Here is a 20379-nt window from a genome sequence, read left to right as displayed (position 1 = left end):
TCCCGGGCGCCCCATGCTAGACGGGCGCCCATGCCCAAGATCCGCAAAGTGCTCGTCGCCAACCGCGGCGAGATCGCCATCCGGGTGATGCGCACCTGCAAGGACCTCGGCATCGCCACCGTGGCGGTGTACTCCGAAGCAGACCGCTCCGCCCTGCACGTGCGCACGGCCGACCAGGCCTACTTCGTCGGTCCCCCGCCCTCGCGCGAGAGCTACCTCGTGCAGGAGCGCATCCTGGAGGTCGCGAAGCAGTCCGGCGCGGACGCCATCCACCCCGGCTACGGCTTCCTGTCGGAGAACGCGTCCTTCGTGCGCGCCTGCGAGAAGGCCGGCATCACCTTCATCGGTCCGCCGGCCGCCGCCATGGACGCCATGGGTGAGAAGACCCGCGCCCGCGCCAACATGATCAAGGCGGGCGTGCCCGTCGTCCCCGGCACCACGGAGCCCATCGCCACCATCGAGGAGGCGCGCGAGTACGCGCAGCAGATTGGCTTCCCCATCATGCTCAAGGCCGCCGGCGGCGGTGGCGGCAAGGGCATGCGCCGCGTGGAGGGCATGGCCGACTTCGACTCCGCGTGGCGCTCCGCCAAGAGCGAGGCGATGAGCTCGTTCGGCAACGACGCGGTCTACATCGAGAAGTACCTGGAGAAGCCTCACCACGTGGAGATCCAGGTCTTCGCCGACCAGTACGGCAACACCATCCACCTGAACGAGCGCGAGTGCTCCGCGCAGCGCCGCCACCAGAAGGTGGTGGAGGAGACGCCCAGCCCCATCCTCACGCCGGAGCTGCGCGCGAAGATGGGCGAGGTCGCGGTGAAGGCGGCCAAGGCCGTCAACTACGTGGGCGCCGGGACGGTGGAGTTCCTGGTGGACGTGCACCGCAACTTCTACTTCCTGGAGATGAACACCCGCCTCCAGGTGGAGCACCCGGTCACGGAGTGGGTCACGGGCCTGGACCTCGTGGCCATGCAGATCCGCGCCGCGGAGGGCGAGAAGCTCCCCCTCTTCGAGGCGCCCGAGCCGCGCGGCCACGCCATTGAAGTGCGCGTGTACGCGGAGGACCCCGCGCGCAACTTCATGCCCAGCCCCGGGAAGATCCACGCGCTGCGCGTGCCGAGCGGCCCGAACGTGCGCGACGACTCGGGCGTGTACGCGGGCTTCACGGTGCCCAACGTCTACGACCCCATGATTTCGAAGCTGTCCGTGTGGGGCGCCACGCGCGAGGAGGCCATCGCGCGGGCCAGGCGCGCGCTGTCCGAGTACGTGGTGAAGGGCATCACCACCAACATCCGCTACCTGCACGGCATCCTGTCCCACCCGGAGTTCGTGGGCGGGGACTACGACACCAGCTTCCTCACGCGCCAGCACACGGCGCTGCTGGGCGAGGAGGACCCCAAGCTCAGCGAGGTGGCCCTCATCGCGAGCACGCTGCACGCCTTCCAGCGCGACCAGAAGCGCGCGAAGACGCTGCCGTCCCGCAGTGGGGGTGGCGACGCCAGCGGCCGCATCAGCCCGTGGCGCCTGGCGCTGAAGAGCCGCCGCCGCTGATCCACTTCCTGCCCAAGCCCAAGGAAGGACCTTTTTCTCCATGCGTTACTTCACGAAGCAGCAGGGTCAGAAGGAGTCGGTTCCGGTGGACCTGGAGTCGCTGGGTCAGGACCGCTACCGGCTCACGGTGAACGGCAAGTCGTTCCAGGTGGACGCGCTCTCCGTGGACCAGGGCACGCTGTCGCTCCTGGTGGACGGCCAGTCCTACAACGTCGAGTTCGAGGAGAACGGCGACGAGATTGGCACGCTGGTGCGCGGGCAGGTGAACCGCACGGACGTGGCGGATGAGCGCAAGCTGCGCATGCGCGCGGCCGCGGGCAGCTTCTCCGTGGAGGGCCGCCAGCTCATCCTCGCGCCCATGCCCGGCAAGGTGGTGAAGGTGCTGGTCAAGGTCGGGGAGGAAGTGAAGGAGGGTCAGGGGCTCGTGGTCGTGGAGGCCATGAAGATGGAGAACGAGCTCAAGAGCCCCAAGGCCGGCAAGGTCACGGAGGTGTTCGCGAAGGAAGGCACCGCCGTGGAGAACAACGCCAAGCTCGTCGTCGTGGAGTAGCCCGCCCCATGGAGATGCTCTGCACGCTGCGCAGCACCACCGACACGCAGCGCCAGGCCCTGCACAAGGCCCCGGAGTCGCTGGAGCCCTTCCTGGAGGACGAGGAGGACTTCGGCGACGCGAAGGGCGCGGCGTTCCTGGAGCTGGACATCGGCGAGGCGTGGCACGGCCTCCAGTACCTGCTCACCGGCACGGCGTGGGAGGGCAAGCCGCCCCTGGACTTCCTCGTGCGCGGCGGCGAGGACGTGGGCGACATCCCGTCGGATGAAGGCACCGCGCGCGTGTTCGACGCGCCTTCCGTGAAGGCGCTGGCGGAGGCGCTGAAGAAGGCCTCCGTGGAGGACCTGCGCCAGCGCTTCGACCCGGCGCGGCTCCAGGCGGAGGACATCTACCCCGGCACCTGGGACGAGGAGGAGCCGGCGGAGGACGTGGATCCGCTGGAGGAGCTGCTCTCCTACTTCGTGGAGCTCCAGAAGTTCACCGCCGCCGTGGCGAAGCGGGGCCTCTGCCTGCTCGTGCACATCGGCTGAAGGCCCGGCGGGCGCGCCTGCCTCAGGCCGCCCAGCCCAGCCACACGTCGCGGCCCAGCTTCAGCACCAGCGCGGCCACCACGCCCAGCACCACCACGCGCACCACCTTGTCACCGCCCTTCACCGCCACGTGCGCGCCCAGCCACGCGCCGGTGAACTGCGCCGCGGCCATGGGCAGCGCCACCTTCCACAGCACCACGCCCCGGAGCGCGAAGAGCGTCACCGACGCCAGGTTGGAGGCGAAGTTCACCACCTTCGCGTCCGCGGACGCGCGCGCCAGCCCGTGGCCCAGGAGCGACGAGAACGCCACGATGAGGAACGTGCCCGTCCCCGGGCCAAAGAAGCCGTCATAGGTGCCGATGGCGAGCGCGATGAGCGCGCCGATGGCCTGCGCGCGCGGCCGGGGCGAGGGCTCCGCGCCGTCCCGCTTCGGCGGCGTGCGGCGGAAGGCGAGGAACACCGCCACCGCGATGAGCAGCACCAGCACCAGCGGCTTGAGCACCTCCGGCTTGAGCAGCAGCACCAGCGCCGCGCCGCCGAACGCACCCAGCAGGCCAAAGGGGAACGCCACCTGGGCCAGCTTCCAGTCCACCAACCCCGCGCGCGCGAAGCGCACCAGCGCCGCGCCCGAGCCGAACACGGACTGGCCCTTGTTGGTGCCCAGCGCCACGTGCGCGGGCAGGCCCGCCGTCAGGAGCGCCGGCAGGGTGATGAGCCCGCCGCCTCCCGCGATGGCGTCCACGAAGCCCGCGCTCAACGCGGCGACACACAGCAGCACCAGCTTCAACGCGCTGACGTCCAGGTCCACGGTGGGGCCCGCCTCCTCGCCGCGGGTGGCGCCCGCTTATCACCCGGACGGCGCGCCGTCCCGGCCGGTTGCTTGCGTCGCGCGGAAGCTTGGGGGTCAATGCGGTCCATGCTCGCGACCCTGATGACCGTGCTGGCGCTGACGCTCGCCGCGCCGCCCTCGCCGCCTGACGCGACCACCCCCACGTGCCGCTCCATCGACGGACACGTGTCCTGTGGCTATGCGTGCAAGTCGGATGGACAGCGCGTGCGGTGCGCCCAGACGCTCCAGGGCCGCTGCACCATCATCGACGGGCAGGCCGTCTGCTTCGACCCGCCCGCCTACGTGGTGAAGGCGTATGGCGCCGCGCTACCGGAGCCGGAGTGCAAGACCATCGACGGGGTGGTGGGCTGCGGCTACAGCTGCGTCACCGACTTCGGCAAGGTGAAGTGCGCGAAGACGCCCGCGGGCGTGTGCCGGAGCCAGGGCGGCAACGTGATGTGCTTCGACCCGCCCGCCGCGGTGTTCGCGGTGTTCGGCCGGCAGGTGCCGCGCGCGCAGTGCGTCAGCAACGGCGTGCAGCTGGCGTGCGGCTTCAACTGCGTGAACGCCTCCGAAGGCGTGCGGTGCGCCAAGACGCCCATGGGCGTGTGCAAGGCGCAGAACGGCCACGTCACCTGCTTCGACCCGTCGCCCGGGGCGCTCTGCGCGTGGGGCAAGGGCCTGGCGGCGCCCCAGTGCAAGCTGGGCGAGACGGGGCCGGTGTGCGGCTACAACTGCACCACGGCCTACGGCAAGGTGGCGTGCTCGGGGACTCCGGCGGGCATCTGCAAGGTCTTCGACAGCGAGGTGTACTGCTTCGACCCGCCCGCCGAGCAGCAGGCCGACGCGGCGTGCCTGGCCAACGTGGGGCTGGCGGCGATCGAGGGCGCCACGCCCTGAAACGACCGCCTGCCCGCTCGCGGGAGGTCGTCCGCTTGGACGCGGGCGCGGGCGGCGATAAAATTTCGGCTTCCCGGCGCTAGAGGGAATGGGAGCAGGACGGCACATGGCGGAGGGCGAGGTCCGGCAGTACTGGGTGCGCAACGATCGGGGCACCACGTGGGGGCCCCTGACGGGGGCGACCATCGAGTTGCTCATCGACAGCGGCTCCATCCAGGGCAAGCTCCAGGTCTCCACCGATGGTCTGCAGTTCGCCTTCCCGTGGCGCTTCCCGGAGGTGCGGGACGCGTTCCCCCGTGAGCTGTGGGGGGACGGCGCGCCCGCGTCGCTGGTGCAATCCGCGCCCGCCGCCATCGCGCCGCCGCCGCCCGGTCCTGGCGCCGCGCCCATGGCGGGGCCGGGTGCCGCGCCCATGGCGGGTCCCGGAGCGTCCCCCGTCGCGGGCCCTGGCGCCATGCCCATGGCGGGCCCTGGCGCGATGCGGGGCCCCGGGCCCGGAGCAGCGCGTCCGGCCGTCGACGCGGCGGGACGTCCTGTCGCCGCCGCGCGGCCTCCGGGGCCTCCTGTCGCGGCGGCCCGTCCGCCGGGTGCTCCCGCCGGGGCGCCCGCGGCCGCGGCGGCCCGTCCGGCCGCGCCCCAGACGCCGCAGCCGACGGCGGATGACGGGACCAACACGGTGCCGCCGCAGGGGCAGTTCCAGCAGTGCTCGCCCATGCAGCTGTACGGGCGCATCGCCGCGGGCGAGCAGACGGGCCTGCTGACGCTGGGGCTCTCGGACCGCACGCTGTCCATCCACTTCCGCAAGGGCAGTCCGGAGTTCGTGGACTCGTCGCACGCGGAGGACGCGCTGGGCGTGTCGCTGCTGGGGGCGCGGCTCCTGACGGCGGAGCAGCTCCAGCAGGCGGAAGGCGCGAAGGAGCGCTTCGGGGGCGAGCTGCTCGCGGCGCTGTTCGGGTTGGGGCTGCTCCAGCCGGCGACGGCGTTCACGCAGCTGTCGCAGCGGGCGCTGGGCATCCTGGGCAAGGCGCTGCGCGCGGAGTCCGGGACGTTCACCTTCGAGGCGCGCGACCTGCCGGCGCAGAAGGCGATGCCGCTGGGCAACCGCTGGGCGCTGCTCAGCGACCAGGTGCGCCGCATGCCGACGGCGGACCTGAAGCGGCGGCTGGCCTACGTGCTGCCCATGCCCATCATGAAGTCCGGCGGCCGGGTGCCCTCCAGCGACCTGCGCCTGACGCCGCACGAGGTGCGCGCGCTCTCCTTCATCGACGGGGTGCGTTCGCTGGGGCAGCTGCTCCAGGACGTGCCGCAGGACGCGGAGCACCTGCTGCGCGTGGCGTTCCTGCTGAAGGAGCTGAACGGCGTCTCGTTCGCGGCGGCCTCGCGCACGCAGGCGGCGGCTCCGCCTCCTCCTCCGGTCTCGGGCCCCACGGCCACCGCCGCGCCCCGTCCTCCCGGTGCCGCGCCCACTGTGGGCCCCGGTGCCCGTCCGTCCGGAAGCGTGCCCACGGTGGGTCCGGGGGCCGCCAGTCCTGGAGCGCCCGTCGCGGGCCCCGGTGCGCCTGCCGCGGGTCCCGGAGCCAGGCCCATGGCCGGTCCTGGAGCCCCTGTCGCAGGCCCGGGTGCACCCGTCGCCGGTCCTGGAGCTCCCGTCGCAGGCCCGGGTGCCCCCGTCGCGGGTCCAGGGGCCACGCCGACGGCCGGACCCGGTGCGCCTGTCGCGGGCCCCGGTGCGCACGTCGCGGGTCCAGGTGCCATGCCGATGGCCGGCCCCGGTGCGCCCGTCGCGGGTCCTGGCGCTCCTGTCGCAGGGCCCGGTGCCGCGCCCCGCCCTGCCAGTGCCCCCCCGGCGGGTGCCGCTCCCGTCGCAGGGCCGGGTGCCGCGCGTCCCGGCACCGCGCCCACCGCGGGCCCCGGTGCGGCTCCGCGTCCTCCGGGTGCCGCCCCCGCTGGCGCCGCGCCTACGGCGGGGCCAGGGGCACGTCCCCCGGGTGCTCCCTCCGGAGCCGCCCCCACCGCCGGCCCTGGCGCCGCGCCCCGTCCTCCTGGCGCTCCGCCCACGGCGGGCCCGGGCGCACGCCCCGCTCCGCCCGTCGTCGCCGCTCCGGCGGCCCCCGCGGCTTCAGGCCCCGCGCCCGGCTCGGACGAACTGCCCGCGCTGCGCCAGCTCGCCGCGACCATGAAGGGGCAGAACCACTTCCAGCGGCTCGGCCTCACCGAACAGACCGACGGCAGCGCGGTGAAGATCGCCTACTTCCGCCTGGCCAAGCTCTACCACCCGGACACCCTGCCCCCGGGCGCCCCGGCGGAGCTGGAGAAGCTCAAGGCGGAGGTCTTCGCGTACATCGGTGACGCCTACCGCGCCCTCTCCGACGACAAGAACCGCGCCGCCTACCTGGAGGACCTCAAGAACGGCGGCGGCGACGGCGTGGACGTCCAGGCCATCCTCCAGGCCGAGGAGCTCTTCCAGAAGTCCTGCATCCTGGTGAAGGCGCGCAAGTACCCGGAAGCCGTGAAGATGCTCAACGAGGCCATCTCCCTCAACGCCGAGGAGCCGGAGTTCTACGCCTGGCGGGGCTACGCGCGCTTCCTCGCCTCACCCGACAAGAAGGCCGCCCAGCCGGAGGCCTTCCGGGAAATCCAGGCCGCCATCAAGCGCAACGAGCGCTGCGCCCCCGCCCACTACTTCCTGGGCGTCATCGCCAAGCTGTGCGGCGACGCGGCCGGAGCCCTCAAGCACTTCAAGCGGACGGTCGAGCTGCAACCGGACCACATTGATGCGATGCGAGAGGTCCGCATGGCGTCGCAAAAGAAGTAGGGTGCGCGCCTTTTCAAGGAGACACCCATGCCCCTCACCGGGAAAGAACGCCGCCACCTGCGGGCCCTCGGCCACCACCTGGAGCCGGTGGTCATCGTCGGCTCGTCCGGCGTCACCGAGGGCGTCATCGCCGCCGTCGAGCAGGCGCTGAACGACCACGAGCTCATCAAGGTGAAGATCAACGAAGGGCCGGAAGGCCGCCACGAAGGCGCCGACCGCATCGCCGAGGCCACCGGCGCGGAGCTCGCGCAGCTGCTGGGCCGCACCGCCCTCTTCTTCAAGCGCCGCAAGCAGAAGTCCCGCTTCGAGGACGTCCTCAAGGGCCCGCACGAGCCCCGGCCCGAGCCCAAGGCGGACGAAGAGAAGAAGCCGCGCCGCCGTTAGCCGCACCGTTTTCCAGAGGTCGCGGGGAAAACAGGTCAGCCCGAGCATTTTGTGCGGGTTCAAGAGCAGTCGGACCCTCGTACCGGGTTCGAAATGCCCCTACGCTGGGGGTCTTCCCCCCCGCGGAGGTGGCGTGCAGACCCCCTCGTCCTCCCCTTCATCCGCTTCTGGCTGGCACGACGTGCTGATGCATCACCTGGAGCCGCTGCTGGGTGACTTCACCGCCAAGATGGCCATTCACACCGCCGCGCTGCGGGCCCTCAAGCGCCCACCCGAACAGGTAGGGGCGCAGGAGGTGCCGCAGGTGCTGGAGGGCCTCAAGCCCATGCTGAACGTCTTCATCGGCGCGCTGCGCACGACGAACACCCTCACGGAGATTTCGAAGGCCATGGAGAAGCTGCGATGAACGCGCCCCGTCCCTCTTCGGGTCGCGCCTTCAAGCGGGTGGCGCCCTGGCTGGGCGCCGTCGCGGTGCTCCAGGGAGTGCACCTGGCCGCGGTGGCCACGTCGGTCCAGGACGCGCACCGGCTGGCGCTCGTGGGTGACGTGGCGGGCTGGACGGTGGGCCTGCTCGCGGTGCTGGGCACGGCGGCGGCGGCGCTGTCGTTCGGCGCGGGTGACTACCTTCGCCGCGTGTGGGGCCTGCTGACGGTGGGCGCGGTCCTGTCGCTCGTCAGCACGGCCTTGCGCAGCTACTGGATGCACGCGGTGCCGGACGTGCCGTTCACGGAGTCGCCGCTGTTGCCCGTGCGCATGGGCGTGGTGGTGCTGGCGAACGTGAGCACCACGTTCGCGCTGGTGCTGCTGGCGCGCACCTACCGGCAGTCGGGCCTCCAGCCGCCGCCCAGCTCCCGCGCGACGCTCCTGTGGGCGGTGGCGGCGGTGGCGGCGCTGGCGGTGGGTGGGCCGGCGCTCGTCGCGGCGGCGGGGCACCTGGGCCAGGGCTTCGCGGCCACCTGCACGGCGGTCATCGCGCTGGCGTCCACGCTGGCGGACATGACGACCATCCTGCTCGTCGCCCCCATCCTCCGCGTCGCGTACATGCTGCGAGGCGGACGGCTCGCCTGGGTGTGGTGGGCCATGGGCGTGTCCGGCGCGGTGTGGCTCTTCTACGACGCGCGCGAGTGGCTGGCGCCGCTGCTGCCCGGCAATCCCACGGAGGCAGTGGAGCTGCTGCGCACGCTGCGCACCTCGGGGCTCGCGATGCTGGGGCTCGCCGGGTGGTTGCAGCGCTCGGCGCTCGCGTCGTCCCAGCGCGAGTCGCGCGCCGAGGTCGCCGTCCCCACCGCCTGACCCGGTCCACCGCGTCGAGGTGACGCGAGAGGCCACGAGCACCGCGGCCCCCAACGGGGGTCCAAACCTGTCCGACTGTCGGACAGGTTTCCGAGGTTCGGCCCCACGGAAGCCCCCTGCCACGGCAGGGGCCCAAACCTGTCCGACTGTCGGACAGGTTCAGGCGGTGCACCGCCGACGGGCGGTCCCCGCCGGGTTCTCACCTTCTCATCCCGGGGACAGCCCTCAGGTCCGAAGGCCTGGCGCTCAGCTCCGGAGACTGCGCCGCGACACGACCATCGCGGCCCCCAGCGTGCCCAGCGTGAGCGCGCCCAGCCACAGCCCTGGAACGAGCCCCGGCGTGCGGTAACGCATCACCACCGTGTGGCTCCCCGCCGGCACCGCCACCGCGCGCACCGCCACGTTGGCGGCGAGGATGGGCGCGGGCTCGCCGTCCAGCGTCGCGGTCCAGCCGGGCAGGTACGCATCGTTGATCACCAGCACCGAAGGCGCGGCGGCCTCCACGTCCACCGTGAAGTGCTCCGGCGACTCCCGTGAGACCCGCACACCTCCGGTACCGGACGCGGCCTCCACCGGCAGCGGCGCCGGGCACTCCACGAGGACGGTGCCAACCGCTGGCGGCTCGGGCGCCGTCATCCGCTTCAACGCCTCATCGAACGTCGCCACGCACTCCGGCCGGGCCAGGTGGATCCGCGCGGGCGCCTGCGGATGCGCAAGCAGCGTCATCCCGAAGAGCGACTCCTCCACCAGCACGCGCGAGCCTGGAGGTGGCCCCTCGGTCAGCTCCCGCGTGCGAGCCACCGTGAAGGGCGTGGACAGGCGCGGGGCCAGCTCGAAGGGCCAGCGCCGGGTGTCGCCCATCAGCCGGAGCAGGCGCGTGCTGCGTCCCGGCAGGTAGCTGCCCGCGCTCTCGATGTCCCAGAACACCGACGTGTCCGGCGCCAGCACCGCCACCTGCCCCAGGCTCAGCCGGTCCTTGAACTCGTAGCCAGCCAGGGGCGGTGCCCCGTAGCCCCTCACCACCGTGTTCACCCGCACCGGCTCCTCCGGCGGCGCGGACGCGCGGATCCGCTCCGCGAACGGAGGCGGCGTCTCCAATATCTCCGCCGGGGACACCTGGTAGAGCGGCCCGTTCTCCAGGAAGAGCGCCGCGCCCTGGAGCACCACCAGCCCCACGCCCAGCCGGGGCCGCCACGCCAGGACCGCGCACAACAGCGCGAGCCCCGCCGCCGTTCCCCCCATGCGAACCACGTTGTTCGACAGGCCCTCGATGGCCGCGGCGGGAGCGTCCGGCCAGTGCGGCAACACCCAGCCCCGCGTCCACAGCCCGCCCACCGCTTCCCCCAGCACGACCGCCGCGCAGAAGGCCGCCACGCCGAGGCCCGCGACGATGACCGCGCGCGGAGCGCCCCCGGGCCCCATACACCGCCGCCAGCCCAGGCCCGCGCCCACCGCGAGCCCCAGCACCAGGAAGGCCCCCAGCTTCTCCGGGTAGCGGAAGGGCCGCCACAGCGGCAGCAGCCGGTACACCCAGCCGTACACGGGCAGTGACGACCCCAGCACCAGCGCCAGCAGCAACAGCCACGCGCCCACGAACACCCAGGTGCGCCGCTGCCGCCACGAAGCCCCCAGGCCCGCCAGCGCCAGCACGCACGCGGGCGTCCCCACGTAGAGCGAGTCCACCCACGCGCGCGTGAAGCCCCCCGTGCGGATGAGCTTCTGCACCACGACCTCCGGGATGCCGCGCACGCCCACCGGATCCGTGAGGAACGGCCCCAGCAGCAGCTCCCCCACCCGCAGCGGGTGCAGGGAGAAGAACTGCGCCTCCACCAGCGACCGGGCCCCGGGCTCGCCCGTCGCCACCAGCGCCGCGGCGGGCAGCAGCTGGGGCGCGGCCAGCAGCCCGCCCGTCGCCACCAGCAGCAGACACGCCCCCACGCGCCGCGCCCACGTCCCCGTCACGGGCTCCGTCAGCGCCACCAGCACGCCAAGCGCCTGCGTGACGGCGAACGCCTGCGCATCCCCACCGAACGCGACCAGCGCCAGCAGTCCGCCCCCCACCGTCAGCCGCGCCGCCGAGGGCCGCCGCACGAAGCGCAGCACGCCCCACAGCGCGGCGGGAACGGTGCTCGCGGGCAGCAGGTACGTGGGGTTGTTCGTGATGCAGACCAGGTAGCCGCTGAAGGTGAACGTCAGCGCCCCGAACAGCGCGCCGGCGCGGGGGACGCCCCACTCGCGCAGGAGCGCCACCGTGCCCAGCAGCGCAACCGGGAAGCACAGCAGCACGGTGAGCTTCACCGCCGCGCCCAGGGGCAGCACCAGGTGCAGCAGCGTCGTGGGGTGGAACACGCCGGAGATGAAGATGGCGGGGAACGACTGTCCGAAGCCGTCGTAGGGGAACCAGTCGGGGAACTCGCCCCGCGACACGCGCGAGGCCCAGTAGGCCCGCATCGGGTAGAAGGCCCGCAGCGTGTCGCCCGCCAGGAAGATGTCGCGCGTGAACGTCGCCCGGAAGAAGAAGAGCGCCGGCAGCACCAGCGACAGCCCCCCGAGCATCCAGCGCCAGCCGGTCCGGACCTCGTCCACCCGCCGGGAGTCCGCCTCGGGAATCGGTGCGCCAGGGTTCGCGTCCACGTGTGCGCGGCATCGTCGGTGACGTGCGCCCCCAAGCCAAGTGTCGTCTGCCCACGCCCGGCGCAGCGCGGAGTGGCCGGCCTCCCACCGGGCGCGCTACATGCGCGGCTCCATTCTTTCCGGCACGAGGGACCTGGAATGCTCGCACGCACCTGGCGCGGGGTGACGAAGGCGGAGGACGCCGACGCCTACCTCACCTATCTCCACCAGACGGGCCTCACGCACTACCGGCGCACGCCGGGCAACCTGGCCGCGTACTGTCTGCGCAAGGTGGCGGACGGGCGCGCGGAGTTCCTCCTCGTCACCCTCTGGGAGTCGATGGACGCGGTGAAGCGCTTCGCGGGCGACACGCCGGAGCGCGCCATCTTCTTCCCGGAGGACGACCGCTACCTCATCGACCGGGACCTGCACGTCACCCACTACGAGGTCCCCTTCGCGCAAGGACAGGCCTTCGAGCCCGAGCGCGTCCGCTTCGACGACTTCCGCGTGGCGGGGCCCGCGGGCGACCTGCGGCTGGTGGACACCGGCGGCGGAGGCAAGGCGCTGCCCGTCGTCTTCGTGCACGGGCTCGCGGGCAACGCGTCCCACTGGCAGGCGCAGCTGGAGCACCTGGCCCGGACGGGCCGCCGGGGCATCGCGCTGGAGCTGCGCGGCCACGGTGGCTCCACGTACCCGGAGCCGGAGGACTTCACGCTGGAGTCGCTGGCGGGCGACATCGCCGCGGTCGTGCGGGCGCTGGGGCTGCGGCGCTTCGTGCTGGTGGGGCACAGCATCAGCGGGGGCGTGACGCTGGCGTACGCGGGGGAGAATCCCCGGCAGGTGGCGGGGCTGTTCCTGGTGGATCCGATGACGGACTCGCGCCGGTATCCCGAGGAGCAGGTGAACGCGTACCTCGCCTCGCTGGACGCGCCGGACGTGGCGCAGGCCGTGCGGCAGGACTGGGCGCAGATGGCCGGGCCGCGCGCGGACGTGCGCGAGCGCTTGCTGGCGGACCTGGACGCGACGCCGCTGTCCGCGGTGACGGCGGTGCAGCGCTCCAGCCTGCGCTTTGATTTGACGGCCGCGCTCGCGCGCTACCCGGGGCCGAAGTTCTCGCTCGTCGCGCCGGACAACGACGCGCCGCCCAGCCTCCACCGGTTGGGCGAGGGCGTAGCGCACCAGGTGGTGGAGGGCGCTGGCCACTGGATCCAGCTGGACCATCCGGACGCGGTCAACGCCGCGCTGGACGCGTTCCTCACGAAGTCAGCACCAGCTTGACCAGCTCCGGGGGGCTGCCCAGCCGCATGGGCGGTCCCCAGAAGCCGCAGCCCCGGCTGACGTAGATGTGCGAGTCGCCGTGCCGGTAGTGGCCGGCGGAGTGCTCCCAGCTCAGCCCGATGAGCGCCGTCATGGGGAAGAGCTGGCCGCCGTGGGTGTGGCCGGAGACCTGGAGGTCCACGCCCTGCTCCGCGGCCACCTTGAAGTTGGCGGGCTGGTGCGCGAGCAGCACCGCGGCGCGCTCGGGGTCACGGCCCGCGAGCGCCTGCTCCAGGTCATAGCCCTTCTGGCCCAGGCGCCGGCCGCCGTGCCAGTCGTCCACGCCCACCAGGTCGAACGCGCCGCCCGCGTCCCCGATGCGCACGTGCCGGTTGCGCAGCGAGGGAATGCCCAGCGAGTCCAGGTGGGCCACCCACGCCTCCGCGCCGGAGGAATAGTCATGGTTGCCGGTGACGAAGAAGCTCCCGTAGCGCGCCTGGAGGTTGCCGAGCGCCGCGACGAAGCCGCCCAGCCGGGGCACGGTGCCGTCCACTAGGTCGCCAGTGATGGCGACGAGGTCCGGCTTCAGCGCGTTGGCCCGCCGCACCAGCTCGTCCATGAAGCGCCGCTGGATGAAGGGGCCCACGTGCAGGTCGGTGAGCTGCACGATGCTGAAGCCCTCCAGTGAGCGGGGCAGCTTGGGAATGCGGATCACCAGCTCCGTGACCTCCGGAGCCGTGAACGCGCGCCAGCTGCCATACCCCGCCAGCCCGCCCCCCAGCGCGAGCGCCCCACCCGCGGTCGCCTGCGACAGGAACCGCCGCCGCTCGACGTCCACGGAAGGAGCAGAGGGCGCGGTGGCGGCGGGCCGAAGCCTGCGTCCCAAGGCGAGCACGGCGCGCCCCACGTCGAGCCCCGCGAGCGCGAGCACCAGGCACAGCGCCACGCCCATCCACGAATAGGACACCAGTTCCACCACGTCGCCGGGAGCCTCCGGAAGCGTGCGCTGCAGGTACCGCCGGGCCACCAGCACCACCGTCATGAAGCCCAGCACGAGCGCGGCGAAGAGCCGGGGACCACGGCGGGGCGTGAGGTTCCAGACGAGCCGCCGGAACAGGTACAGGTGCCCGAGCACGGCACCCAGCGCGATGAGGAGCGAGAACGGAGACAGCGGCATGGGCCCAAGCCTCCCGCGCCTTCCGCCCGCGCGCACCTGAATCCGTGCTCGCCCGGCCGCCTCAGCTCTCCGTGCGTCCCCAGATAAGCGCGAGATCCAGCTCCACTGCGTCGAAGGGCTCCGCCCGCACGGGAGCAGACCCGACATGCGTGAGCAGTGCCTCGTACCTTCCGTCCCGCAGGCCGAACACCTCCAGCGTGCGCGTGCGCGGATCCATCAACCAGACATGCCGCACGCCCTCACGGGCATACACCGGCATTTTCGCCTCGCGGTCCAGCTTCCGGGTGGACGGGGACAACACCTCGCAGACCCAGTCCGGCGCGAGCGATATCGCCACCGTGTCAGGAACGTCGGGCATCCTCTCCAACCTCCATCCGGCGACGTCTGGAACCAGGACATCCTGATGGAGGTGCAGTTCCTGCTCGCCCAGGAACAGCCATCCACCGGGTCCGCCACTTCCCCACTCGAAAGCCCCTACAAGTTTGCTGCTGAGTCGAATGGCCGCGGAGGCATGCCGCGCTGTCGGCCGTGGGCTTGCATACAACTCGCCCTCGATGATCTCCCCCACGACATGCTCGGGAAGCGCCTCCAGGTCCGCATAGGTCGCGGGCTTCTTTCCCATCACGTCTCCCCATTCCTCGCCGCCCTCCACTCTATCCATGAAGGCAAGGGGTAGCACGCCCGTCCGACATGACAGGGCACCCGTTGTGCTCCCTACCTTACACGTCTTCCACCAATTCCCTGCCCCATGGCGCCCGCGTCATTAAGAGGCCCTTGTCCTCATCCCCCTTCCCCGAAAGGCCCCCATGGCCACGCCACTCCAGGGTCGTGAAATCCACCTGAAGTCCCGCCCGCACGGTGAACCCACGCCGGACAACTTCGAGTTCGTCACGGTCACCGTCCCGGAGCCCGCCGAGGGCCAGCTCCTCGTGCGCAACCACTTCATGTCCGTGGATCCGTACATGCGCGGCCGCATGAACGACGCGAAGTCCTACGTCCCGCCCTTCAAGCTGGGCGAGGTGATGGACGGAGGCAGCGTGGGCCAGGTCCTCCGCTCGCGCTCGCCCGACTTCAAGGAAGGCGACTTCGTCGTCGGCGGCACCGGCGGCTGGCGCGAGTACGCCGTCGCCCCCGCGAAGCACTACCAGAAGGCCGACCCGTCCGTGGGCCCGCTCTCCGCGTACCTCGGCGTGCTCGGCATGCCGGGCATGACCGCGTACGTGGGCCTGCTCGACCTTGGCAAGCCCAAGGCCGGCGACACCGTCTTCGTGTCCGCCGCGGCGGGCGCCGTGGGCGGCGTCGTGGGACAGCTTGCCCGCATCCAGGGCTGCCGCGTGGTGGGCAGCGTCGGCTCGGACGCGAAGGTGAAGCACGTCCGCGACGACCTGAAGTTCGACGTCGCCCTCAACTACAAGTCCGCCCCCATCGCCGAGTCCCTGGCGAAGGCCTGCCCGGACGGCATCGACGTGTACTTCGACAACGTGGGCGGCGACCACCTGGAGGCCGCCATCGGCCTGATGAAGAACCACGGCCGCCTCGTCCTGTGCGGCGCCATCTCCGGGTACAACGCCCCCGCCCCCGCGCCCGGCCCGCGCAACCTGTTCCTCGCCGTGGGCAAGCGCCTGACCCTCCAGGGCTTCATCGTCGGCGACCACGCGGACCGCCGCGCGGACTTCCTGCGCGACATGGGCCAGTGGCTGCGCGAGGGCAAGGTGTCGGACGTGGCCACCGTGGTGGACGGCCTGGACCAGGCCCCCGGCGCCTTCATCGGCCTGCTGCGCGGGGACAACACCGGCAAGATGCTGGTGCGCCTGGCGAAGGACGCCTGACGCTCGCTGGCCAACGTCCCGAACGAACGCAACCGGACACAGTCCCTGCCCTTGAGTCCGACAACCCCCAAAGGCAGACACGAAGACGTGCGGCCTCCACCGCGTCCGGCACCCTGCACGCCCCCTTGAAGGAGGCAGTGCGGTGAGCTCACAGAAGCATCCGGACGCGGTGCACATCGACGAGAAGAGCAAGGACCAGCAGCTCGCGAGGGACCGCTCGGAGCCCACGGGCAACTTCCTCACCACGGACCAGGGCATCCGCGTCGAGCACACCGACGACTCGCTCAAGATTGGCGCGCGCGGCCCCACGCTGCTGGAGGACTTCCACTTCCGCGAGAAGCTCACCCGCTTCGACCACGAGCGCATCCCCGAGCGCGTCGTCCACGCGCGCGGCTCCGCCGCCCACGGCTACTTCCAGCCCTATGAGTCGCAGGCGAAGTACACCCGCGCGAAGTTCCTCCAGGACCCCAAGAAGAAGACGCCCGTGTTCGTGCGCTTCTCCACCGTCGCGGGCTCTCGCGGCTCCGCGGACACCGTGCGCGACGTGCGCGGCTTCGCGGTGAAGTTCTACACGGAGGAGGGCAACTTCGACCTGGTGGGCAACAACATCCCCGTCTTCTTCATCCAGGACGGCATCAAGTTCCCCGACGTCGTCCACGCCGCCAAGCCGGAGCCCCACCACGAGATGCCCCAGGCGCAGACGGCGCATGACTCGTTCTGGGACTTCGTGTCGCTCGTCCCGGAGACGATGCACATGGTCATGTGGATCATGTCCGACCGCGCCATCCCCCGCTCCTACCGGATGATGCAGGGCTTCGGCGTCCACACCTTCCGCTTCATCGACGAGAAGAACACCTCGCGCTTCGTGAAGTTCCACTGGAAGCCGCTGCTGGGCACGCACTCGCTCGTCTGGGATGAGGCGCAGAAGCTGGCGGGCAAGGACCCGGACTTCCACCGCCGCGACCTCTTCGAGGCCATCGAGCAGGGGGACTTCCCCGAGTACGAGCTGGGCGTTCAAATCCTGGAGGAGGCGGACGCAACGAAGCTGGGCGTGGACCTGCTGGACGCGACGAAGCTCATCCCGGAGGAGGTGGCCCCGGTGATTCCGGTGGGCAAGCTCACGCTGGACCGCAACCCGACGAACTTCTTCGCGGAGACGGAGCAGGTCGCCTTCTGCGTGTCCAACATCGTGCCGGGCATCGACTTCACGGATGATCCGCTGATGCAGGCGCGGCTCTTCTCGTACCTGGACACGCAGCTGACGCGCCTGGGCGGGCCGAACTTCGCGGAGCTTCCCATCAACCGCCCGGTGGCGCCGGTGCACAACCACCAGCAGGACGGCTTCGGCCGGCACACGAGCAACGTGGGCCGCGCCAACTACTTCCCCAACTCGCTGGGCGGCGGCTGCCCGTTCCTCGCGTCCCAGAAGCAGGGCGGCTTCGTGCACCACCCGGAGCAGGTGGGCGGCAACAAGGTGCGCGAGCGCTCCGCCTCCTTCAACGACCACTACAGCCAGGCCGCGCTGTTCTTCCGCAGCCTGTCCGCGCCGGAGCAGGAGCACCTCATCGACGCGTGCCGCTTCGAGCTGGGCAAGGTGGAGACGCGCGCCATCCAGGAGCGCGTGCTGGAGCACTTCGCGAAGATTGACGCCCTGCTGGTGTCGGCCGTGGCCGAAGGGCTGGGCCTGCCCGCCCCCAAGGCCACGCCCGTCACGCCCAAGGGCCCGCCCGCGTCCAAGGCCCTGAGCATGGAGGCGATGAAGATGACGACGCCGCCGTCCATCAAGTCCCGCAAGATTGGCGTGCTCGTCGCGGACGGCGTGGACGCGGACGAGCTGATGGCGGTGCGCAAGGAACTGGAGGCGCAGGGCGCGAAGGTGAAGCTCATCGCCAAACGCCTGGGCACGGTGAAGGCCTCCAACGGCAAGGACGTGCCGGTGGACAAGAGCGCGATGACGACGGCCTCCGTGGAGTACGACGGCGTCTTCATCCCCGGCGGCGCCGCGAGCGTGGCGACGCTGAAGAAGGACGGCGAGTCACGCCACTTCGTGCAGGAGGCCTACCTGCACTGCAAGACGGTGGGCGCGTCCAGGGACGCGGAGGAGCTGCTGAAGGCCTGCGAAATCGACCCGGCCGCGCCCGGCATCGTCGCGGGCTCCAAGGCCGGAACCGGCACGGCGCTCGCCACGGCGTTCTCCCAGGCGCTCGCGCAGCACCGGCACTGGGACCGCAAGGACAACGCCCGCGTCCCGGCCTGAGGCCCCAAGCGGCGGTGACGTCACCGCGTCCGCCGTGACGCGGTGACGCGCCGCCATCCCGGAGGACAGCCCTCGCGCAGCACCCGCGCCGCCGCGAGGGCGCACGCGTAGCTGCTCGTCAGGGGCCGCTCCCTCCAGGCGCCGTCCGCGTACAGCCGCACCGTGGCCGCGTCCTCGACGTGGTCCACGATGTCCCCCTTGCGCAGCGCATGGGCCATGGCCGCGTCCGCCACCGTCACCACCGACGGCATCCCGGACGGCAGGCCCGACACGGGACCGGCGGCGCAGAGCACGACGCTCCCCTGCTCCGCCGCCCGCTCCAGCAGCGCGGTGAGGGGGGCCTCGAAGGCGCGGCCCACGGTGCCCAGGCTCAGGTTGATGAGGTCCGGGCGCACGTCCTGCGTCAGCCACTCCAGCGCCTCCAGCAGGCACAGCGAATCCCCGCGCATCCGCCCGTCCAGCACGCGCGCGACGTACCACTCCACGTCGTCACCGGGGCGGCCCTGGTCCAGCAGGATGCTCAGCACCGCGGTGCCGTGACCGTGCGGGTCCTCCAGGTCCTCCAGCGCGGAGCCGCCGTGACGCCAGGCGGCCAGCTCCTCACGCGAGTGGACGCGGGACTCCAGGCGCCGCGCCTCCCGGTCCACCGTGAAGCTCGCCGCTCCGGCAAGCGACAGCCCCGCCCCGCGAAGGAAGCCCACCGACACACCGCTGTCCACAACGGCGACCTTCACGGAGGCAGGGCCCTGGAACGCGGCCTAGCAGGAGCTGCTGGAGTCCTCGCCCACCGGATACTTGAGCACCGGGTAGTAGGTCCCCACCCACTGGGTGCCGTTCCAGGTGTAGTGCTGGCCGTTGAGGTACGAGGTGGCGCAGGCGTGGCCCACCAGGTCCTCGGACCCGCTCACTTCCTCCAGCAGCTTCGACACGTCCTTGCTCGTGAATTTCAAGGGAGCACTCCTGGCATTGGATTGGGGGGAAAAGCGGGCAGGAGCCTAGGGGGCCGGGCAGCGCGTCGCAATGATGCGCGGCGTCCCCCGGACAGGAAGGCGGCGCCGGACCCGCGAGGGGGTTAGGGTCTGCCGGTCCACCGGTGTGAGAGGTATCGCGCGATGAAGCTCTGGGCCCGCTGGTTCCGCATTCCCTTCTGGCAGCGCGTGCTGGGCGCCTTCGTGCTGGGCGCGCTCGCCGGGTGGGCGCTGGGCGACCGGGCCGGCACGTGGCTCCAGCCCCTGGGCACGCTCTACGTCCAGCTCATCCGGATGATCGCCACGCCGCTGGTGTTCTTCGCCGTCATCCACGCGGTGTCCGCGCTGCGCGGCCAGAAGAGCGTGGCCGCGCTGGGGGGCCGCACCTTCCTCTGGTTCGCCGTCACCGCCGCGCTGGCCGTGGGCGTGGGCCTGGGCACCGCCGCCCTCACGAAGCCGGGCCTGGGCGTGGGCACGCTCCAGGCGGCCAGCGACTACAAGCCCCGGCAGGTGCCCGGCCCCGTGCAGGTGCTGCTGGACGTGGTGCCCACCAACCCCTTCGCCGCGCTCGCCGAAGGCAAGATGCTCCAGGTCATCTTCTTCGCGGGCCTGCTGGGCTTCGCGCTGGTGAAGCTGGGAGAGCGCACGGAGCGGCTGCGCGCGCTCGTGGGCGAGGCCAGCGACGCGATGATTCAGGTCACCCGCTTCGTGCTGGAGCTCACGCCGCTGGGCACCTTCGGCCTCATCGCCGCGCTGGTGGGCACCTACGGCTTCGAGCGCCTCCTGCCCCTGGGCACCTTCGTCCTCACGCTGTACCTCGCGTGCGCGGTGCACGTCGTCTTCGTGTACGGAGGGCTGCTCGCCGCGCACGGGCTCAACCCGCTGCGCTTCTTCCGGGGCGCCGCGCCGGGCATGCAGGTGGCGTTCGTCAGCTCCTCCAGCTTCGCGTCCATGCCGGTAGCCCTGCGCAGCGTCACCCACAACCTGGGCGTCAACCGCGACTACGCGGCGTTCGCGGTGCCGCTGGGCGCCACCATCAAGATGGACGGCTGCGGCGCCATCTACCCGGCGATGACGTCGCTCTTCATCGCGCAGTACTTCGGCCTGACGCTGTCCGCGCCCCAGCTCTTCATCATCCTGCTGGCGTCGGTGCTGGGCAGCTTCGGCACCGCGGGCGTGCCCGGCACGGCGGTGGTGATGACCACCGTCGTCCTCAGCGCCGCGGGGCTGCCCCTGGAGGGGCTGGGCTACCTGCTGGCCATCGACCGGGTGCTGGACATGATGCGCACCCTCACCAACGTCACCGGGCAGATGCTGGTGCCCGTGCTGGTGGCGCGCGAGGAGGGCTTGCTGGACCTGGCCGTCTACAACCGCGCGTCCAGCAACGTGGGGCTGGAGGAGCCCCAGCCCCCGTCGCCGGTCGCCTGAG

Annotated in this window: 18 protein-coding genes; 12 read left to right on the top strand and 6 right to left on the bottom strand. The window is 71.8% G+C overall.

What is annotated here, in order from left to right; translation table 11 throughout:
• Nucleotides 1-30 precede the first annotated feature (30 nt).
• From NR792_RS32625 to NR792_RS32615, 3 genes are read left to right on the top strand one after another with little or no spacing between them, the layout of a single operon-like run.
• The gene (locus NR792_RS32625) at nucleotides 31-1548 is read left to right on the top strand and encodes an acetyl/propionyl/methylcrotonyl-CoA carboxylase subunit alpha (protein ID WP_375756619.1); all 1518 of its coding nucleotides are present in this window, start codon (nucleotides 31-33) and stop codon (nucleotides 1546-1548) included.
• Between the two features lie 40 nt (nucleotides 1549-1588).
• Nucleotides 1589-2098 carry a biotin/lipoyl-containing protein gene (locus tag NR792_RS32620; RefSeq protein WP_375756618.1) on the top strand — a complete coding sequence of 170 codons (510 nt, stop codon included), beginning with the start codon at nucleotides 1589-1591 and terminating at the stop codon, nucleotides 2096-2098.
• A gap of 8 nt (nucleotides 2099-2106) precedes the next feature.
• Nucleotides 2107-2628, top strand: a complete 522-nt coding sequence (locus NR792_RS32615; RefSeq protein ID WP_375756617.1) for a YfbM family protein — start codon at nucleotides 2107-2109, stop codon at nucleotides 2626-2628.
• Between the two features lie 22 nt (nucleotides 2629-2650).
• Here NR792_RS32615 and NR792_RS32610 read toward each other — a convergent pair whose 3' ends face one another.
• Nucleotides 2651-3436 carry a TSUP family transporter gene (locus NR792_RS32610; RefSeq protein WP_375756616.1) on the bottom strand — a complete coding sequence of 262 codons (786 nt, stop codon included), beginning with the start codon at nucleotides 3434-3436 and terminating at the stop codon, nucleotides 2651-2653.
• 108 nt (nucleotides 3437-3544) lie between these two features.
• On the opposite strand from NR792_RS32610, the gene NR792_RS32605 reads away from it, so the two are divergent.
• The 5 genes from NR792_RS32605 (at nucleotide 3545) to NR792_RS32585 (ending at nucleotide 8849) form a co-directional block, all read left to right on the top strand.
• Nucleotides 3545-4357, top strand: a complete 813-nt coding sequence (locus tag NR792_RS32605; RefSeq protein WP_375756615.1) for a hypothetical protein — start codon at nucleotides 3545-3547, stop codon at nucleotides 4355-4357.
• Nucleotides 4358-4463: 106 nt separating this feature from the next.
• Nucleotides 4464-7172, top strand: coding sequence for a DnaJ domain-containing protein (locus NR792_RS32600; RefSeq protein WP_375756614.1), 2709 nt, complete (start codon nucleotides 4464-4466; stop codon nucleotides 7170-7172).
• 27 nt (nucleotides 7173-7199) lie between these two features.
• Nucleotides 7200-7556, top strand: a complete 357-nt coding sequence (gene yhbY / locus NR792_RS32595; RefSeq protein ID WP_375756613.1) for a ribosome assembly RNA-binding protein YhbY — start codon at nucleotides 7200-7202, stop codon at nucleotides 7554-7556.
• Nucleotides 7557-7689: 133 nt separating this feature from the next.
• Complete coding sequence (locus NR792_RS32590; RefSeq protein WP_375756612.1) at nucleotides 7690-7962, top strand: hypothetical protein; 273 nt, start codon at nucleotides 7690-7692, stop codon at nucleotides 7960-7962.
• A complete protein-coding gene (locus tag NR792_RS32585; RefSeq protein ID WP_375756611.1) occupies nucleotides 7959-8849 on the top strand; it encodes a hypothetical protein in 891 nt (296 codons plus the stop codon). The genes NR792_RS32590 and NR792_RS32585 overlap by 4 nt, the downstream gene beginning before the upstream one ends.
• Nucleotides 8850-9095: 246 nt before the next feature.
• Here NR792_RS32585 and NR792_RS32580 read toward each other — a convergent pair whose 3' ends face one another.
• On the bottom strand, nucleotides 9096-11483 hold the full coding sequence (locus NR792_RS32580; RefSeq protein WP_375756610.1) for a YfhO family protein: 2388 nt from the start codon (nucleotides 11481-11483) through the stop codon (nucleotides 9096-9098).
• Nucleotides 11484-11621: 138 nt separating this feature from the next.
• Here NR792_RS32580 and NR792_RS32575 point away from each other — a divergent pair, with 138 nt between their 5' ends.
• A complete protein-coding gene (locus NR792_RS32575; RefSeq protein ID WP_375756609.1) occupies nucleotides 11622-12740 on the top strand; it encodes an alpha/beta fold hydrolase in 1119 nt (372 codons plus the stop codon).
• Here the strand turns inward: NR792_RS32575 and NR792_RS32570 are convergent.
• Both NR792_RS32570 and NR792_RS32565 read right to left on the bottom strand, forming a co-directional pair.
• On the bottom strand, nucleotides 12718-13896 hold the full coding sequence (locus NR792_RS32570) for a metallophosphoesterase (RefSeq protein ID WP_375756608.1): 1179 nt from the start codon (nucleotides 13894-13896) through the stop codon (nucleotides 12718-12720). The two genes, NR792_RS32575 and NR792_RS32570, sit on opposite strands and share 23 nt — an antisense overlap.
• Nucleotides 13897-13957: 61 nt before the next feature.
• Nucleotides 13958-14518 carry a Uma2 family endonuclease gene (locus NR792_RS32565; protein WP_375761729.1) on the bottom strand — a complete coding sequence of 187 codons (561 nt, stop codon included), beginning with the start codon at nucleotides 14516-14518 and terminating at the stop codon, nucleotides 13958-13960.
• Nucleotides 14519-14702: 184 nt separating this feature from the next.
• Here NR792_RS32565 and NR792_RS32560 point away from each other — a divergent pair, with 184 nt between their 5' ends.
• On the top strand, nucleotides 14703-15725 hold the full coding sequence (locus NR792_RS32560; RefSeq protein ID WP_375756607.1) for an NADP-dependent oxidoreductase: 1023 nt from the start codon (nucleotides 14703-14705) through the stop codon (nucleotides 15723-15725).
• A 142-nt stretch (nucleotides 15726-15867) separates the two neighbouring features.
• Nucleotides 15868-17982, top strand: coding sequence for a catalase (locus tag NR792_RS32555; RefSeq protein WP_375756606.1), 2115 nt, complete (start codon nucleotides 15868-15870; stop codon nucleotides 17980-17982).
• A 20-nt stretch (nucleotides 17983-18002) separates the two neighbouring features.
• On the opposite strand, the gene NR792_RS32550 is transcribed toward NR792_RS32555, so the two are convergent.
• Nucleotides 18003-18716, bottom strand: a complete 714-nt coding sequence (locus tag NR792_RS32550) for a S8/S53 family peptidase (RefSeq protein ID WP_375756605.1) — start codon at nucleotides 18714-18716, stop codon at nucleotides 18003-18005.
• Nucleotides 18717-18740: 24 nt separating this feature from the next.
• Nucleotides 18741-18932, bottom strand: a complete 192-nt coding sequence (locus NR792_RS32545) for a hypothetical protein (protein WP_375756604.1) — start codon at nucleotides 18930-18932, stop codon at nucleotides 18741-18743.
• Between the two features lie 162 nt (nucleotides 18933-19094).
• Here NR792_RS32545 and NR792_RS32540 point away from each other — a divergent pair, with 162 nt between their 5' ends.
• Nucleotides 19095-20378, top strand: coding sequence for a dicarboxylate/amino acid:cation symporter (locus NR792_RS32540; RefSeq protein WP_375756603.1), 1284 nt, complete (start codon nucleotides 19095-19097; stop codon nucleotides 20376-20378).
• The last annotated feature ends 1 nt before the right edge of the window (nucleotide 20379 follow it).

This window comes from Corallococcus exercitus, from assembly GCF_042231735.1.
Taxonomy (GTDB): domain Bacteria; phylum Myxococcota; class Myxococcia; order Myxococcales; family Myxococcaceae; genus Corallococcus; species Corallococcus exercitus_B.
Note: the sequence above shows the minus strand (reverse complement) of the source record. Positions and strands in the feature narration are given on the sequence as shown.

Bases quoted from the DNA above. Each gene is read 5' to 3' on its own strand.
- NR792_RS32625 (WP_375756619.1), top strand. From the start codon at position 31: ATGCCCAAGATCCGCAAAGTGCTCGTCGCCAACCGCGGCGAGATCGCC.
- NR792_RS32620 (WP_375756618.1), top strand. From the start codon at position 1,589: ATGCGTTACTTCACGAAGCAGCAGGGTCAGAAGGAGTCGGTTCCGGTG.
- NR792_RS32615 (WP_375756617.1), top strand. From the start codon at position 2,107: ATGGAGATGCTCTGCACGCTGCGCAGCACCACCGACACGCAGCGCCAG.
- NR792_RS32605 (WP_375756615.1), top strand. From the start codon at position 3,545: ATGCTCGCGACCCTGATGACCGTGCTGGCGCTGACGCTCGCCGCGCCG.
- NR792_RS32600 (WP_375756614.1), top strand. From the start codon at position 4,464: ATGGCGGAGGGCGAGGTCCGGCAGTACTGGGTGCGCAACGATCGGGGC.
- yhbY (WP_375756613.1), top strand. From the start codon at position 7,200: ATGCCCCTCACCGGGAAAGAACGCCGCCACCTGCGGGCCCTCGGCCAC.
- NR792_RS32585 (WP_375756611.1), top strand. From the start codon at position 7,959: ATGAACGCGCCCCGTCCCTCTTCGGGTCGCGCCTTCAAGCGGGTGGCG.
- NR792_RS32575 (WP_375756609.1), top strand. From the start codon at position 11,622: ATGCTCGCACGCACCTGGCGCGGGGTGACGAAGGCGGAGGACGCCGAC.
- NR792_RS32570 (WP_375756608.1), bottom strand. From the start codon at position 13,896: ATGCCGCTGTCTCCGTTCTCGCTCCTCATCGCGCTGGGTGCCGTGCTC.
- NR792_RS32565 (WP_375761729.1), bottom strand. From the start codon at position 14,518: ATGGGAAAGAAGCCCGCGACCTATGCGGACCTGGAGGCGCTTCCCGAG.
- NR792_RS32560 (WP_375756607.1), top strand. From the start codon at position 14,703: ATGGCCACGCCACTCCAGGGTCGTGAAATCCACCTGAAGTCCCGCCCG.
- NR792_RS32540 (WP_375756603.1), top strand. From the start codon at position 19,095: ATGAAGCTCTGGGCCCGCTGGTTCCGCATTCCCTTCTGGCAGCGCGTG.